At 48.8% G+C, this 18097-nt stretch carries 9 protein-coding genes; 3 read left to right on the top strand and 6 right to left on the bottom strand.

Translation table 11 applies throughout. From position 1 onward, the window contains the following. Nucleotides 1–5: 5 nt before the first annotated feature. From thrC to ACOMG9_RS10000, 3 genes are all read left to right on the top strand, one after another. On the top strand, nucleotides 6–1415 hold the full coding sequence (thrC, locus tag ACOMG9_RS10010) for a threonine synthase (RefSeq protein WP_494530205.1): 1410 nt from the start codon (nucleotides 6–8) through the stop codon (nucleotides 1413–1415). A gap of 124 nt (nucleotides 1416–1539) precedes the next feature. Then, nucleotides 1540–3258 carry a single-stranded-DNA-specific exonuclease RecJ gene (gene recJ / locus ACOMG9_RS10005; RefSeq protein ID WP_494530204.1) on the top strand — a complete coding sequence of 573 codons (1719 nt, stop codon included), beginning with the start codon at nucleotides 1540–1542 and terminating at the stop codon, nucleotides 3256–3258. A gap of 97 nt (nucleotides 3259–3355) precedes the next feature. After that, a complete protein-coding gene (locus ACOMG9_RS10000) occupies nucleotides 3356–3961 on the top strand; it encodes a paraquat-inducible protein A (RefSeq protein WP_422133481.1) in 606 nt (201 codons plus the stop codon). A gap of 5 nt (nucleotides 3962–3966) precedes the next feature. On the opposite strand, the gene ACOMG9_RS09995 is transcribed toward ACOMG9_RS10000, so the two are convergent. From ACOMG9_RS09995 to ACOMG9_RS09970, 6 genes are all read right to left on the bottom strand, one after another. After that, nucleotides 3967–4359, bottom strand: a complete 393-nt coding sequence (locus tag ACOMG9_RS09995; RefSeq protein WP_317141854.1) for a DUF2721 domain-containing protein — start codon at nucleotides 4357–4359, stop codon at nucleotides 3967–3969. A gap of 38 nt (nucleotides 4360–4397) precedes the next feature. Beyond that, the gene (dinB, locus tag ACOMG9_RS09990; protein WP_494530203.1) at nucleotides 4398–5507 is read right to left on the bottom strand and encodes a DNA polymerase IV; all 1110 of its coding nucleotides are present in this window, start codon (nucleotides 5505–5507) and stop codon (nucleotides 4398–4400) included. Between the two features lie 502 nt (nucleotides 5508–6009). Further along, nucleotides 6010–7791: a hypothetical protein gene (locus ACOMG9_RS09985; protein ID WP_494530202.1), complete on the bottom strand. Its 1782-nt coding sequence runs from the start codon at nucleotides 7789–7791 to the stop codon at nucleotides 6010–6012. Then, nucleotides 7788–9257: a PEP/pyruvate-binding domain-containing protein gene (locus tag ACOMG9_RS09980; protein ID WP_494530201.1), complete on the bottom strand. Its 1470-nt coding sequence runs from the start codon at nucleotides 9255–9257 to the stop codon at nucleotides 7788–7790. The genes ACOMG9_RS09985 and ACOMG9_RS09980 overlap by 4 nt, the downstream gene beginning before the upstream one ends. 151 nt (nucleotides 9258–9408) lie before the next feature. Further along, nucleotides 9409–12858: a PEP/pyruvate-binding domain-containing protein gene (locus ACOMG9_RS09975; RefSeq protein WP_448216777.1), complete on the bottom strand. Its 3450-nt coding sequence runs from the start codon at nucleotides 12856–12858 to the stop codon at nucleotides 9409–9411. Nucleotides 12859–13050: 192 nt separating this feature from the next. Beyond that, nucleotides 13051–17946, bottom strand: coding sequence for a DUF4116 domain-containing protein (locus tag ACOMG9_RS09970; protein WP_448216776.1), 4896 nt, complete (start codon nucleotides 17944–17946; stop codon nucleotides 13051–13053). Nucleotides 17947–18097 lie beyond the last annotated feature (151 nt).

The following is an 18097-nucleotide window of genomic DNA, read 5'->3' as shown; positions in this document are numbered from 1 at the left end:
AGACCGTGAAATACATCAGTACCCGGGGACAGGGTGGAGAAAAGAGTTTTAAGGAAGTACTTCTGGCCGGTCTGGCCGAAGACGGTGGCTTGTACATCCCTGCCGAACTGCCCCAGTTTGATCAAGATAAAATCCGCTCACTGAGGGGCCTGCCTTACAACGAACTGGCCTTTGAAGTGATTAAACCTTTTGTGGCAGGTGAAATTCCTGACCCCAAACTGAAGGAAATGATTGATGACAGCTACGCAACCTTTGCTCATGAAGCAGTTGCACCGCTAACTCAACTAAAAAGTCACCAGTGGGTCATGGAGCTGTTCCACGGCCCTACCCTGGCTTTTAAAGATTTTGCCCTGCAACTGCTTGGCCGATTACTGGATTACACTCTTACCGAAAGAGGTGAACGTGCTGTCGTTCTGGGTGCCACCTCCGGTGACACAGGTTCGGCAGCTATCGAAGGCTGTCGGCACAGTAAAGCGCTGGATATTTTCATCCTTCACCCCTACCAGAGAGTCTCTGAAGTCCAGAGACGACAAATGACTACTATTTTGGACAACAACGTCAACAATATCGCTGTTCAGGGTAACTTTGATGACTGTCAGGCGATGGTCAAACGGTGCTTTGCCGATCAGTCCTTCCTGCCAGACTCGCCAGGAAAAAAGACCCGCCTGGTGGCTGTCAACTCCATCAACTGGGCCCGCATCATGGCTCAGGTCGTATACTACTTCCATGCAGCATTGGAGTTGGGTGGCCCGGACAGAGAGGTTTCCTTCTCGGTACCCACCGGCAACTTCGGTGACATCTTCGCAGGTTACATCGCCCGGGGTATGGGACTGCCAATCAATAAGCTGATTGTTGCAACTAACCGTAACGATATTCTGCACCGCTTTTTCCAGAGCAACGATTACAGCAAACAAGGCCTCGAACACACCCTGTCGCCCAGTATGGATATTATGGTGTCAAGCAACTTTGAGCGCCTGCTGTTCGACCTTCAGGATCGTGATGGCCAGGCCCTTGCCGCACAGATGGCAGCCTTTGAAGAAACCGGCAAGCTCTCGGTTTCAGAACAGCGCTGGCAGAAAATCCGCGAGTTGTTCGACAGCAGTCGTAGTGCCGACCAGGATACCTGCAATGCCATCAAAGACCTGTTTGATCGCACTGAATACCTGGCCGACCCTCATACTATTACCGCTATCAGAGCACTGACAGAAGTTGAAACGGACAGCCGTATTCCCAATGTCGTTCTGGCAACCGCTCACCCTGTGAAGTTTCCCGAAGCCATTGAAAAAGCCGGACTGGACGCCCCGGAGCTGCCACATCATCTGAAGGACCTTCTGGAACGTGAAGAGCGTTATGAGGTTCTGCCTGACGACCTGAACGCTGTGAAAAGCTTTATTCAGAATCATCTGGCACAATAAAGCTTACCGCAGGCAGCTTATCCTGAGCTGCCTGCTCTCATTTAGCCAATAACCCTCCTGTGCTCTGACGCTCTCTGTGATAGAGTAAACCGATACTTTTTACTGCAGACAGCCCAGAACTTCCATGCCGCTTCAGATCATTAGACGCACCAGCACCCCTCTCTCTTTAACTGATGGCATAGACCCGCTTCTCGCCCGAATATACAGTGCCCGGGGCATCAGCCACCCTTCGGAAATCAATCGTCAGCTAAAGGGTCTTCAGAGCTATAAAAGTCTCAAGGATATTGAAAAAGCAGCCAGTCTTCTGACTGACGCTGTTTATGGCCAGCAACGTATTTTAATCGTCGGAGACTTTGATTGTGACGGAGCCACCAGCAGTGCGCTGGGTGTCCTGGCCATGAGAGAAATGGGTGCAATAGTGGATTACCTGGTGCCTAACCGATTTGAATATGGTTATGGTCTGACACCGGAGATTGTTCAGGTCGCCAGACAATATCAGCCTGACGTTCTGGTCACCGTCGACAATGGCATCTCCAGCATAGAAGGCGTAGCAGCTGCAAAATCTCTGGGCTGGAAGGTCATCGTCACGGATCACCATCTGGCCGGCGAACAGATTCCTCAAGCCGACGCTATCGTCAACCCCAATCAGCCTGACTGCCCTTTCATCGGTAAAAATACCGCCGGGGTGGGCATTATTTTTTACGTCATGTGCGCACTGAGAACCGAGTTGCGCAGGCGGGGCTGGTTTGCAGGAAAAACCGAGTTCAACCCTTTTCAATTACTGGATCTCGTTGCCTTGGGTACCATTGCTGACGTTGTCAGTCTGGACGCCAACAATCGCATTCTCGCCTATCAGGGTCTGGCAAGAATTCGTGCTGGCCATTGTCGTCCGGGGATTCAGGCACTGATTGAGATCTCAGGCCGACAACAATCACGCCTGACCTCTTCCGACCTGGGATTTGCCCTGGGACCTCGCCTCAATGCAGCGGGACGCCTGGATGACATGTCCACCGGTATCGAATTATTACTGACAGAGCGTATCGAGACAGCACGGGAACTGGCTGCTGAGCTGGACGGTCTTAACCGGGACAGAAAAGAGATTGAAGCAGGAATGCAAGTAGAGGCCATGAGCCACTTGTCCAGCCTGAAACTGGATCAGCATTCCGACTTGCCCTGGGGGGTCAGTCTTTTCCGCGAAGGCTGGCATCAGGGTGTGGTAGGCATTCTGGCCTCAAGGGTGAAAGAGAAATTACACCGCCCGGTGATCGCCTTTGCAGAAGCCGACAATGACGAAATCAAAGGTTCGGCAAGGTCCATAAAAGGTTTGCACATGCGCGACGCTCTGGACAGTGTTGCCCGGGAAAACCCCGGCCTCATCATCAAATTCGGCGGTCATGCCATGGCAGCAGGTCTGAGCATTTATAAAAAAGATTTCGAGACGTTCGCGGCTGCTTTTGACCGGATTGTAAAACAGGAGCTCTCTGCTGAGCAGCTTGAAGCAGAGATCCATACCGATGGCGAACTGGGTGTCTCCGAGCTGACAATGGATACGGCTCAACTGCTACGCGATAGCGGGCCATGGGGACAGAATTTCCCGGAACCTTCATTCGATGGCCGGTTTCAGATCATTCAGCAGCGGCTGGTAGGCCAGAAACATCTGAAAATGGTGCTCAAGCTGCCTTCGTCAGAATATTATGTAGATGCCATTGCCTTCAACATTGACCCGGGGCAGTGGCCAAACCAGAACATAACAACCGTTAAAGCGGTTTATAAACTGGACATTAACGAGTTTCGGGGTCAACAGAGCCTTCAGTTGATTGTTGACCACCTTGAATCAGCCTGATAGCAGGGGGACTGCCCTCATTGGCATATCATTGTTCTTTGCAGGTTTCTCAACTATTTTAGTGACAAGATAACTCTTTCCAGAAGACACAAGAAAAATGACTGAGCCCCGAAATTTCAGTATTGCTGCCCCCCTGATTGTTTTAATCATTTCACTAGGTTTATTGATTCCCGGAATCACCCAACCCATGATCACACTTCAAGCGGATATGAACCGACAGGCCCTGGTCAAGGAAGGTCAAAAAATTATGGAACAACAGTCCATTCACCCGGCACTGCTGACTATGGCCAACCAGTTTCTCTCTAATCTGAAGGTGGAAGGCCAGAGCCGGGTTTATGACAAGACCCGAAGCATTCTTGGCACTGCCAGCGACCTCTGGAATTTTGGCTACAAATTTGTCGCCATTCTGATTCTTACCTTCAGTGTCCTGATACCTGCTATCAAAAGCTTACTCTTGCTGGCATCCTGTCACTCGCCATCACGAAGAGTTGCACTTAAAGTCAACGCTGCGCTCGGTAAATGGTCTATGGCAGACGTGTTCGCAATGGGGATCATCATTGCCATGCTGGCTGCCAACGCCACTGCGTCGGAAAGCGCTCTGCTGAATTTTCAGGCAGAACTGCACTGTGGATTCTATCTCTTTGTCGCCTACTGCCTGGTTTCAGGATTGACAGGGCAGCTGTTATTGAAAGAGCAGCCATAAACTGCTCAATCTTCCATCTCACTTACCTGAAGTTCGAGCGCATCAATCGAAATTTTAATTTCGGCCAGACAGATGATCAGGGAAATCAATAAAGCCAGCAGGCTTATACCAAAAATGATAAAACCCACCTGATATTGACCCAGGTGAAGAAGAAACATAACCAGAACACAGCAGATAAAGCTGACAATTCCAGCCCCCTGCATGTGTTTGATGAGTATCATTCGTCGCCTGAGGTTTTCCATCTGCCCTTTGATGTGAGGGTTATCCGGATGTTTCTTGAACTCACCGTGAAGATTTCTGATCAATGTAGCCAGCGCCAGAAACTTGTTGGTATAGGCAAGGAACAATAGAGAAATGGCCGGAAACAACAGGGCGGGAGTTGTCAGATTCAGCTCCATGGGACCTTATCAGAGTTTAAATATTGAGAGATACCATACTATATCCTTCTACCCCTGCGTTCAAACAACTCCAATTGCTGCATCTGCCCCGAGGTTCTCAAATCCAGCAGCCTTACGCCAACACCCAGTAGACGAACAGGTTTATTCCCCCTTTGCCAGGCTCGAATCAGCAATGCCTGGAAGTGTGCCTCGGGTGCCAGATCATCGGACTCTATCATTTCCTCAAGTGTTGTCTGGGTGAAATCGTTGAACTTCACTTTTACAAACCGCTTGGTGACCGAATATTCATTCCTGATTGCCTGAAAACGTTGCGACAGATCCTCAACCAGGGGTTTTACCTGAGTCAGTATCGACTGTTCGTCCTGCAAATCTGCATCAAAAGTGTGCTCAACAGATAACGACTTCCGTCTTCTATCCAGCTCCAGTGCACGATTGTCCTCGCCTCTGGCAAGCTCCCAGAGGCGCTCGCCGAAACTGCCAAACCAACGACACAACTCAACCGGAGAGTATTGTCGCAACATGCCACAGGTCATAATCCCTTTGCTATGTAGCTTTTGAGCAGTGACCTTACCGACACCGTGTATCTTCTCAACCGGTAATTCAAAAACAAAATCCTGAACCTGGTCAGGCGTGATCACACAAAGACCGTTTGGCTTGTTCCAGTCCGATGCCACCTTGGCCAGAAATTTGTTTGGAGCCACACCAACAGAGACAGAAATCCCCACCTCTTCCAGGACAGACTGCATAATCTCCCGGGCCATAAGCGTGCCACTGCCCTGGCAGTGACTGGAGAGGGAAACATCCAGATAGGCCTCATCCAGCGACAAGGGCTCAATCATCTCAGTGTAACGATGAAAAATGGCATGCATCTGCCGTGAAGCGGCTTTATAGACATCAAACCGGGCTGGCAAAATAATCAGATCAGGACAAAGCCTGAGTGCTCGATAGGAGGCCATAGCAGAATGCACGCCCGACTTTCGCGCCGCATAACTGCATGTGGCAATCACTCCCCGACGTTCAGCTTTACCCCCCACAGCAAAAGCCTTGCCTTTTAGCGTGGGGTCATCCCTCTCCTCTACAGAGCAGTAAAAGGCATCTGCATCAACATGGAGAATTTTTCTCTGAACGGATTGATTCGTTTCCTGCATACTGTGATCGAAAAATAGTGCGAAAAAATTGAATCTGCCTGTAAAGACTAACGACAGGAGAAGTAGGAAACAATGATTTCTTACTGACTTTTTATACGACTTTGATCGGTCTCTTCACTCTGGACATGTCTGATACCAATCGTATTTTCTAACTCCCGCAATGAGCATGGAGATTTGAGCCTTAAGACAAGGCGGCGTGAGGAGTCATAGCCTTAGCTATGGCGACGATCGCCAACGCAGGATTAAGGCTCAAATCTTCAGCGCAATAGGGAGTTAGAAAGTTCGATTGGTATGACCTCAAAAATGTTCAGCAAAGTCTTAATGACGCAGAAAGATGCCATGTCACCCCAAGAGAGATGTCGCAACGCTGAATATTTAGGTATTTTCAAATGATCGATAAAAAACGAGGGAAATTTCCGGTCTGCTTCAGCCCGGTTCTATCCAGCAATCAGGAAAAACGACAATATTTTCACTGATCAGGGTTCTCAGAATAGATCAGACCTTATCTCCAGAAATAAGCAGAGTAATGATTTTTAGCCCGTTGGCTGGCATATTTCGGCCCATGCTCTCGCAAGACATTATTGAGCTTTTCTTTATTAACTGAAAGTGGCTGAACCGGTAGAAGATAAAACTCCAGTTTGTAGCTGAAGGATGGATTGATCACAAAGTAGTGGTTTTTATAGCCAAACACCAACTCAACCACTCGAACAGCGTATTCGGGATGTAACAATACATAATGATGCAAGAACTCCCAGCGAATGTCCTCAGCGATCTCATCATTCAAGAACATCTCCCTCAGACTATCTACTGTTTTTTTCCTCTGAAATACTAACGAATCACACGAACCTAACTGCCGGGCCCAGCGAACAAACTGTTGCAGTCGGTTGCTTAATAACTGGCAGCATTCGCTGGAAATCCTGAACCCACCGCAGTAAAACATTGAGAAAAGGCAATGTTGAAAGGCAAATCTGTCAGCTGCTGTTGCAACATCGCGATTAAGGCGTTGTGCAAGCAAGTTGAAGTCCCACTGATCTCCTTCAAAAATACGTAAGTCCTCTAAATGTCTATCCAGATTATACATGGAATCTAACGCAATCATCAGTTTTTCAAAGGCATGCTGCATGGTTTGATGCAATTTCATTCGCGGGCATTCGACGACAATTTCACCCGCTATGGCATTGCAACTTACCTTCATACCACCAGCATTTTTATTCAGTTCGATCGCTTTCAGCAACTGCACCAGAAACCACATACGCTTTAACTTGGCGCTGACATCGACACCATCATTGCCATCAAATTGGTCAGAAAACTTAAGCCGCAAGGTTCGTCCTTTTCCCCCCTCTGCGTTTTCCAGTAGCTCGATAAGGCACAGATGAACGCCAAGCTTCAGGTTAACAATCGTGGCACTGTCCATACTGAAGACAGTCCCCGTAGACCCGGAATTTTCAATGGATGATCTGTCGGACGGCCTCAGTAGCGATACTTTGTCACTCGGGGTCGTGCAGTCAACATAGGTGATTTTCTTTACTCTCGATACCCTGCCCTGAACCGAATCCAGAGCAATCGGAGCCAGCGCGTTTACGAAACGCTGATGCAAGGCAAAAATCAGTTCATGAATACTTCTGACCTGCTCAGCCTCTTTAAGATTCAATGATTGCAGAACGGATTGTAGTTGCTGACAGTCTGTAACCCACTGACGGAAGGACCCCTGCCTTTTTTCAGCAGCTTTCAGGGGCAGCATAATAGCCTCCAGGCCTGACAGGACGCTCTCTTTGACTGTCATGAACCGTTTGATTAATTGTCGTGCTTCATCCTGCAAAGGTCTGACACTGCTTCTCCCCAGCTGCAAGAATGCATGGTAGCCATCCAGAAATGCTTCAGCCCCCTGAACCAGCCGATTTACCCTGACTCTGATCTCTGCCAGCAACTCTGCCCGTTGCGGCGACATGCTCAGTTTTATGGGATTTGCCAGACAATCCAGTCCGCCACCGGAGGCAAAAAATGCCAACAAACGGGCATTTTGATCCGTGAGCCACTGAAAACCGCTGGCGATATTAAGGAATGTGCCTTCAGGGGGGGACAAATCACTCCGTGACGGGACGGCTCCGGTGAGCGGCACATCAGAAAATGCAGAGGACAGACTTCTGTGACTGGCAAGTTTACCGCTAAGGTCACCAGCAACAATAAAGGCGCCAGGCTTTCCTTTGAAGCGGGCAAAGGCGAGCGTCGCCTGTTGGCCAACCTGAGCGGCCACGACCGCAAACTGCCCACCGGCCAGCATCAAGGTTTTCCTTCCTGTTTCATAACGATCGCGACATGATCGTTGAAGCCTCCTTCGGCAAAGACAAACCCCCCTGCCCGCTTCAGGAACTCTGGCTCAAGCATCCAGTCTGCAGCGTGTTGGGCCACAACAATGGCACCCTCTGGCATAGAGTCCGCCGCTTGTTCTTCAGCCTGCCAGAGTGTTCCGGTGCAATGGCCTTCGCTGACGCCCTGACCAACGGTCAGGGTCTTTTTGGGTATCGGCATCGCAAAATCCATGCCGCCAGAAAGCCGGGTAACAGGGCGCACCTGCAACAGGAACAGGTTACCCTGATGATCAATGGCAAACTCCACATCCACGGGGCAAAGCAACAGGTTCTCCAACTCCGTCACCGCCTGACTGAGTTTTACCACCAAATGATCACTGAGTTTATGAATACTGTCGTCTGATTGGTCGTCCGCATCATAAATTTCTGTTTCCAAATAGCCGTTATTGTTTTTGTGCAGGGCGAAGTGACTTGAAACCTTGCCGGGAAAGTATTGAAAGTGTTCAGCGCCTTCCTTGTGATAAATATCGATACGGTGGGGCGTATTACCGGACTGACCTGCCACTACGCCTCTGGGCTGACCCTTTGTGTACTCAATCCTGACGGTATCATTCTGAAAGGATTGAAAGCTCATGATGACTCCACCATATCGACAGTCAATACACTGTTGGATGATCAGCGCCATGGGTTGCGGTATGCCTTCGGGACAGACTTCAGGACGGTAACCTGAGGCCATGACCTTGAGACAGGTTCTGAAAACATCGCCTCCTGCCTGAATGACAGAGAGGTATTTGCCCGCCTGGGCATCGCCGTAGTTATCTTCATTGATGCCAGAACTGCGAACAATAACGGGCTGTGATGCAGAGAGTCGGTCCACCTGACGGTATAGCTCCCTGATTTTTCGGGCCGCTTCAGAATCTTTAACCCGTTCGTAAAAGTCATCACTGGCAATAAATGTTGCCATACCTGACAGCCAGTCATCCCTTTTGGTTTGCTCTGAAGGCGGCAGGGTATTGAGGTATTCCCGGAGGTTCTTCAGGCTGGTCTTAGCCAGCGGTTCAGCAACAAACCCGGGCAAATAGTGGTCTAACCGATGGGTATCAAGAGGGTGTTGTTCCAGCGCATTCATGATTTGAGCAGTCACACATTCGAAGGGCGGAACAGACAGACCGGCTGCTTTCATGCGCCACAAAAACATCCCCTTGCCCCCGAGCAGTTCCCGTTTGCAGGAAGAATGGTAAGCAGCCTGATCTGAAACAGCTGAATGACAGTTGCGCTTGACCAGCAACCTTGGGTCGGGTGTACCACTGATATCAAGATTATCGAAATACCTTTTAGCTGGATGACCAGCCTCATTGGATCGAGTGCCAGCTCCGGTATTCTGAATTGGATTGGTTGTCAGGCTTTCAGGACATGATGCTCTGAAAGTAACATGATTCATTAGACATCCCTCTCATAATGTTCACCTATGACTCAATAGCTGATGAGTCATTAATTAATTTCGTTGGACATTGATATTTTTATAAAGTTCATGAAGTTTTCACGAAATTCGGGATTGCTTTGTTTCGCTGGCAAAGAATAAGGGAGAAATACTATCGGCAATTGCCATTTGCCAATTGAATAATGTCTTTATCGCTTCGGAGCCCTTCACCGGCATAACACAAAACTCCGGGAGATTCTGCGACAGCGGCCATAACGATATCTCTATCATTCCTCAGCACCTCATTCAAATATCTCAGTTCCATGGGATATTTTGAAATGACGGGTAATACAAAGTCTTTATCATTCCAGACTGGTTGGCTGGCATATTCCAATCCATGTTTGAGCAGGGCATTCCTGACCTTTTCTTTGTGATCCCCAAGCGGTTGGCCTGGTGCCGCATAAAACTCCAATTCGTGACTGAACGATGGCTTAATAACAAAGTATTGATTTCCCAGGTCATACACTTGCTCAACCAATCTGGTAGCACTTTTAGGTTCGAATAATAAAAAATGATGTAACAGCTCCCTGCGGATGTCCTCACTCATCTCTTCAGTCATAAAGATGTCCTGCAGACTCTCTTCGGGTTCTCTATTAAAAAACAATGACCACTGATGCGCGCCTAACCGCCGGGCATGATGGGTAAGCTGTTGGTGGTGGTTGCTTAATAAACTGCAGAAAGCGGCAGTAGTGTAGCGGCCACCCCTGAGCCAATAAAACATTACGAAAAGGCAATGTTGAAAAGCGAATCTATCTGCGTCTGTCGCAACACCACGATCAAGACGTTGTGCAAGCAAGTTAAAGTCCCACTGACCGCCTTCAAAAATGGGTGAGCACTTCAACCGAATATCCATATTATACATAGCACGTAACACAATGATCAGCTTTTGAAAGGCATTCTGCATGGTTTTTGGTAATTTCATTCGGGAGCATTCGACAATAATCTCACCCGCAACTGCGTTGCAACTTAGCTTCATGCTGTCAGCATTTTGATCCAGTTTGATCTCTTTCAGTAATTGCGCCAGAAACCACATGCGTCTGAACTTGCCGGATTTATCACGGTCCTCAGGCCTGTCAAATTGATCAGAAAATGTCAGCCGCAAGGTTCGACCTTTCCCCCCCTCTGCACACTCAAGCAGCTCGATAAGGCCCACATGACTTCCAAGTTCCAGGTTAACAATCGAGGCTTCATTCATAATGATGACAGTCCCTATAAGCCTTAACTCTTCCATAAGTGCTCTGAGGACCGGACTCAATATCGGTGTTTTTTCACCCGGGATCGTGCAATCAACGTAGTTGATTGCCCTTTTCCTTGTCAGATTGCCCTGACCCGAGGCCGAAGTGACCGGTGCCAGCCCTTTTATGAAGCGCTGATGCAGGGCAAAAATAAGCTCATGGACACTCCGGACCTGGTCAGCCTCACCGGGGATGAGTGCCTTAAGACAGGATTGCAACTGATGGCAGTCTGTCACCCATTGACTAAAAATTATCGGGGATAGCTGTCTTTTTTCAGTAGTCTGCATTGGCAGGATGAAACGCTTTAACCCTGATCCGATGATCCGTTTCAGTGTTTCGAACCGGTTGCTCAGTTGCGGTAATTCTTCCTGCAGTGATTTGAGTTGAGGTGAATCGCTTTTACCCGCCAGCGACAAGAATGCCCTGTAGCCATCAAGCAGTTTTTCAGCCCCGTAAACCAACCGATTAACGATGTCTCTGATCTCTTCCATAATCTTGAGTCGTTGCGGCGACATGCTCAGTTTTATCGGGTTTGCCAGACAATCCAAACCGCTGCCGGAGGCAAAAAATGACAGCAGGCGGGCATTTTGATCCGTGAGCCACTGAAAACCACTGGCAACCTTAAGGAAAGTGCCTTCAGGGGGGGACAAATCATCCCGCGACGGGACGGCTTTGTGTAACTGCACATCAGCAAAAGCAGAGGCCAGGCTTCTATAACTGGCCAGTTTTCCGGTAAGGTCACCGGAAACAATAAAGGCACCCGGCTTACCCTTAAAGCGGGCGCAGGCCAGCGTCGCCTGTTGGCCTTCCCCGGCGGCTATAGCTGCAAACTTTTCACCGGCCAGCATTAACGTTTTTCCTCTCTCTTTCATGAGGATCGCTGCATGATCATTGAATCCTCCTTCAGCCATGAAAAAACCTCCCGCCCGCTCCAGAAACTCAGGCTTCAGCATCCACTCTTCAGCATGGTGGGCCACGACAATGGCTCCCTGTGGCATAGAGTCGGCCTGTTGTTGTTTGGCCAGCCAGAGGGGACCGGTGCAAAAGCCTTCGCTGACACCCTCGCCAATGGCCAGAGTCTCTTCGGGTACAGGCATGGCAAAATCCATACCACCAGAAAGTCGGGTAACAGGACGCACCTGTAACAGGAAAAGTTGACCCTGATGATCGATGGCAAACTCCAAATCCACGGGGCAGAGCAACAGGTCTTCCAGCGTTGTCACCGCTTCCATGAGCTCTGAAACCGTTTCATCACTGAGTTTCTGTCCGCCGTCGTCTGATTGAGCACCAGCATTATCAATTGCTACTTCCGAATAGCCGTTATTCTTCTTTTGCAGGACGAAATGACTTGAGATCGTGCCGACAAAGTATTGATAGCTGTCAGCTTCTTCTTTACGATCCTTGCGATAAATATCAATGCGGTGGGGCCTGTTACCGGACTGCCCTGCTACCACACCTCTGGGTTGACCTGGTGTGTACTCAACCCTGACGGTATCATCCTGAAAGGATTGAAAGCTCATGACGACGCCACCATATCGACAGTCAATACACTGTTGGATAATCAGCGCCATGGGTTGCGGTATGCCTTCGGGACAGACTTCAGGACGATAACCTGAGGCCATGACCTTGAGACAGGTACTTAAAACATCGCCTTCTGCCTGAACGACAGAGAGGTATTTGCCCGCCTGGGCATCGCCGTAGTTATCTTCGTTGATGCCGGAACTGCGGACAATCACGGGCTGTGATGCAGAGAGTCGGTCCACCCGACGGTGCAGCTCCCTGATTTTTCGGGCCGCTTCAGAATCTTTAACCTGTTCGTAAAAGTCATCACTGGCAATAAATTCTGCCATACCTGACAGCCAGTCATCCCTCTTGGTTTGCTCTGAAGGCGGTAAGGTATTGAGGTATTCCCGGATGTTCTTCAGGCTGATCTCCGTCAGCGGTTCATCAACAAACCCGGGCAAATAGTGGTCTAAAAGATGGGTATCGAGAGGGTGTTGTGCCAGCGCATTGATGATTTGAACAGTAACACATTCGAAGGGCGGAACAGACAGACCGGCTGCTTTCATGCGCCACAAAAACATCCCCTTGCCCCCGAGTAGTTCTCGTTTACAGGGAGAATGCTCAGCAGCCTGATCTGAAACCGCTGAATGACAGTTGCGCCTGACCAGCAAGCTTGAGTCGGGCGTACCACGGGTATCAAGATTATCGAAATACCTTCTGGCTGGATGAACAGCCTCATTGGATCGAGTACCTGCTCCGGTATTCTGATCAGGATTGGTTGTCAGGCTTTCAGGACATGATGCTCTGAAAGTAACATGATTCATTAGACATCCCTCTCATAATGTTCACCTGTGACCCAATAGTTGATGAGTCAATTAATTACTGTCCTTGGACATTGATATTTTTATAAAGTTCAACCGTCGGCCAAAAGCACGCATTAGAAAAAAAGCCAATAAGCTGGCAAAACGGCTTGTGCCGGTCAACGATGTCAGAATTGATCAGACCTTATTCGCAGATTACTCGACGTATTCACGAACTTCGGGGTTTCTTTGTATTGCTGCCTCAATAAAATCCTCACCATCTTCAAATTCGAAAGCAACAAAATTGAAAACATCAGAATTCTGTTCAATCAAGTCCAGCATATAGTCACGATCCTTCAATAGCGTTTTATTGGCATATCTCAAGATATTAAAATTGATAGCCACTAAGGTTTTAATTATGTTTTTATCGCTTCGGATTCTTTCACTGGCATATCTGAGGGCTGCCGGATAATTTTTGATAGCGGCCATTACAACTTCTTCATTATCCTGTGGTTTCGGGCTGGCGTATCGCAGTTGATAGCCTTCTTGGGTGACTGCAGCCAGAACGACCTCGTTATCACTCTTCAGTTCTTCACTCAAATGTATCAGATTATAGGGGTTTGATGAAATGGCTGCTAATGCAAGGTCTTTATCATTTCGAATCCGTTGGCTGGCATATTTCAATCCTCCCCTGAGCAAGACACTCCTGATCTTTTCTTCGTGATCCCCAAGCGACTGCGCCGGTGGAAAATAAAACTCCAGGCTGTAAAGATAGGACGGCTTGATCACGTAGTATTGATCTTTCAAATCAGGATACACAAGATCAACCCATCCCATAGCCTTACCGGGATGTAACAATAAAAAATGATGCAGCAGCTCCTTGCCGATGTCCTCAGCGTTTTTATCACTCATCAATACTTCCCGAAGATTGTCCTTCGAATTAATGAGCCGTCGACTATGACCAATAAAGTCTTGTTGATGACTGTTTAATAACTGGTAGCAACCGGGATTAATGCCATTTCTGTGACTATCAACCATTAAGAAAAGGCAATGTTGAAAAACGAATCTATTGGCTTCTGCCGAAAAATCGCTATCAAGGCGTTGTGCAAGCAAGTTAAAGCTCCACAGATCTTCTTCAAAAATGCTTCTTAGCTCTAAAAACTCATCCAGATCATAAATGACATCTAACGCCGTTATCAGCTTTAAAAAGGCATCCTGCATGATTTCAGGTGATGTCAATCGGGAGCATTCGACGATCATTTCTCCCGCTGCAGCGTTGCAACTCAGCTTCATGCTATCAGCATATTTATCCAGTTCGATCGCTTTCAGTAACTGCGCCAGAAACCACATACGTTTCAACTTGCCGGGTGCATCACTGCCATCAGTGGCATAAAATTCCTCAGAAAATGTCAGCCGCAAGGTTCGCCCTTTTCCGCCCTCTGCGTTTTCAAGAAGCTCAATAACGCTCGCAGTATTATCTAAATCCAAATTAACAGTCAGGGTATTATCCATACGGATGGCAGTCCCTTTAAGAAGCCTTAACTCTCTCAGACCTGCCCTGCAGGACGAACTCAATACCGGTGCTTTTTCACCCGAGCCATCCGCTGTCGTACAGTCAACATAGATCACGCCCTCGTCCATGGCCAGCATGCCCTGAGCCGAGACCGGAGTATCTGGTGCCCGGGACTTTACCAGGCACTCGTACAACGCAAGCATCAGGCCATTGACACTCAGGACCTCTCCGGTCTTCATGGGATAGAGTGCCTGAATACAGGACAGGACGACTTCTCTGTCACTCTTCAGTGCTTCACTCACATATTCCAGATTATATGGATGTACGGCAATGGCCGCCAATACCAGATCTTTATCATTTCGAACCCGTTGGCTGGCATATTTCAGTCCTCGCCTGCGCAAGACATTTTTAATCTTTTCCGTTTGATCCCCAAGCGACTGAACCGCTGGAACCTCAAAATTCTGGCTGTAACTGAGGGATGGATCGATAACAAAGTATTGATCTCTCAGGCTATACACTTCCTCAAACAATGGAGTAGCTTTATTGGGCTCTAACAATAAAAGATGCTGTAAGAGTTCCCTGCGGTTGTCCTCAGCGATCCTGTCACTCATTAACACTTCCCGAAGATTGTCCTTTGATTGAGCTAAGCGTCGACTATGCTGAATAAACTGTTTTTGGTGTTTCCTCAATAACCGTTTTAATAACCGGAAGCAGTCCTGAATAATGCAATCTCGACTCCCATAAACCATTAAGAACAGGCAGTGTTGAAAAGCGAATCTGTTGGCTTCAGCCGCAACATCGCTTCCAAGGCGTTGTACTAACAAGTTAAAGCTCCACTGATCTCCTTCAAAAATGGCTGTTGACTTTAGGTCCATATCCAGATTCTTGATGACACGTAAAGCCGTTATCAACTTTACAAAGGCATCCTGCATGATTTCACGTGATTCCATTCGCGGACATTCAACAATCATTTCACCTGCTATGGCATTGCAACCCAGCTTCATACTACCAGCGTGTTTATTCAGCTCGATCACTTTCAGCAAGTGCGCCAGAAACCACATACGTTTCAATTTGCCGGGGGCGTCACGGCCATCAGCCCTGACAAACTGGTCAGAAAATTTCAGTCTCAAGGTACGTCCTTTCCCCCCCTCTGCATGTTCAAGCATTTCGATAATGCCCATATGATGTCCTAACTCAAGGTTAACAATCAAAGCATCATCCATACTGATAACCGTCGCTGAACGCTTTGACTTTTTGAGGGATGCTTTGCAGGGGTAACTCAATAGTGGTCCCATTTCATCCGCGCCACCCGGAGTCCTGCAATCAACATAAGTGATGTCCTTTTTCCTGGATATCCTGCCCTGACCCGAAGCCAGAACGACCGGTGCCATTGCCTCTACAAAGCGCTGATGCAGGGTAAAAATCAGTTCATGGACACTTCGGACCTGATCAGCCTCCCCGGGGTTGAGTTCTTGAAGACAGGATTGTAGCTGATGGCAGGCGGCCAGCCACTGGCGAAAAGTTCCAGCAGGTACCAGGCCTTTTGCAACGGATTGCAGGGGCAGGATGACATCCTCTAGCCTTGACCGGATAATCTGTTTCAGCGTCCCGAACCGATCGATCAATTGCTGTGATTCTTCCCACATTGACTTGAGCTGAGATGAATCACCTTCATCCGCCAGCCACAGGATTGCCCGGTATCCCTCCAGCAAGGCTTGCGCACCAAAAATCAGCCGATTTATGCTGTCTCTGGTCTCTGACAATAGCTCTGATCGCTGTGGCGAAATACTCAGTTTGATTGGGTTTGCCAGACAATCCAGTCCGCCGCCGGTGGCAAAAAATGCCAACAGCCGGGCATTTTGATCCGTTAGCCATTTAAAACCGCTGGCCACCTCACAGAATGTGCCTTCGGGGGGGGACAAATCATCCCGTGAGGGGAGGTTTTTTGCTACCGGCATATCAGAAGCAGCAGAAGGCAGGCTTCTGTAACTGGCCAGTTTACCGGTCATGTCACCGCTCACGACGAAAGCACCGGGCTCACCGTCAAAGCAAGCACAGGCCAGTGTCGCCTGCTGCCCATTATGATTCACTACTGACGTATACTTTTTACCGGCAAGCATTAAAGCTATTTTTTTCTGTTTCATGAGGATGGCTACATGGTCATTGAATCCTCCTTCAGCAAAGACAAAACCCCCTGTTCGCTTCAGGAACTCAGGCTCAAGCATCCAGTCTTCAGCGTGCGGGGCCACGACAATAGCTCCGTATGGCATAGAGTCTGCCTCTGGTTTTTTGGCCAGCCAGATGGGGCCGGTGCAATAACCTTCGCTGACGCTCTCGCCAGTGGCCAGGGTCTCTTCGGGTATGGGCATGGCAAAAACCATGTCGCCGGAGAGTCGGGTAACAGGGCGTACCTGCAACAGGAATAGCTGTCCCTGATGATCGATAGCAAACTCCACATCCACGGGGCAGAGCAACAGGTTTTCCAGCTCTGTTACCGCCTCCCTGAGTTTTGAAATACTGTCATCAGTGAGTGAATGCCCAGTGACCTTTGATTGCGGATTGGCATCATCAATTCTTGTTTCCGAATAGCCGTTATCATCCTTGTTCCTGTGCAGGATAAAGTGACTGGAGATGGTCCCGGGAAAGTATTGGTAGCTGTCAGTTTCTTCTTTAACACCCCCGCGATAAATATCAATGCGGTGAGGCCTGTTACCGGACTGCCCTGCCACCACGCCTCTGGGCTGACCCTGTGTATACTCAAGCCTGACGGTATTATCCAGATAAGATTGAAAGCTCATGGCGACACCACCATATTCGCAGTCAATGCACTGTTGGATGATCAGCGCCATGGGTTGTGGTATAGCTTCGGCGCAAACTTCAGGTTGGTAAGCTGAAGCCATGACCTTAAGGCAGGTTCGCAAAATATCCTCTTCTCCCTGAACTAAAGAGAGGTATTTGCCCGCCTGGGCATCGCCGTAATTATCTTCATTGATGCCAGAACTGCGGACAATAACGGGCTGCGATCTGGTGAGTCTGTCCAGCTCGGTGCGCAGATCCCTGATTTTTTGAGCTGCTTCAGAATCTTTAACCTGCTGGTAATAATCATCACTGGCTACAAATTCTGCCAGACCCGTCAGCCAGTCATTCCTTTTGGTTTGCTCTGAGGGCGGCATGGCACTGAGGTATTCCCGGATGCTCTTCAGGCTGGTCTCGGCATCCGGTTCACGGTCAATCCCGGGGAGATAGCGGCCTGAAAGATGGCTATCCAGAGGGTGTTTGTCCAGAGGGTATTGTGCAAGCGCATTCATGACCCGGACTGTCACACATCGGAACGGTGGAACAGACAGACCGGCGCTCATCATGCGCTGCAAAAACATTCCCTTGCCCCCAAATTCTTCCCGTTTGGCGGATGAACGATCAGCAGGCTGATCTGAGACAGCTGAACGGCAGGTGCGCTTGGCTAGCGGCGTCCGGTCCGGAACGTCACCGGGATGAAGATCACTGAAATGCCTTTTGTGTGAATGCTTAGCCTCATTATCCTGATCAGGAACAGTTGTCAGGCCACTGGGACCTGGTATGTCTCTAGCAGGAGGTAACATCAAAATATCCCTCTCAGGTTCTTATTCATCCATGACTTTATCGCTATGGCATAAAACGTTTGGTACTTTTGACAATGATATTTTTATGAAGTTCACCACTCAGGCTGAAGAGCACAACAGGAAAACGGCAATAATACCAATCGTACTCTCT

The sequence above is a fragment of the Endozoicomonas sp. PH6C genome, assembly GCF_059322965.1.
This window is presented reverse-complemented; position numbering and strand designations above follow the sequence as displayed.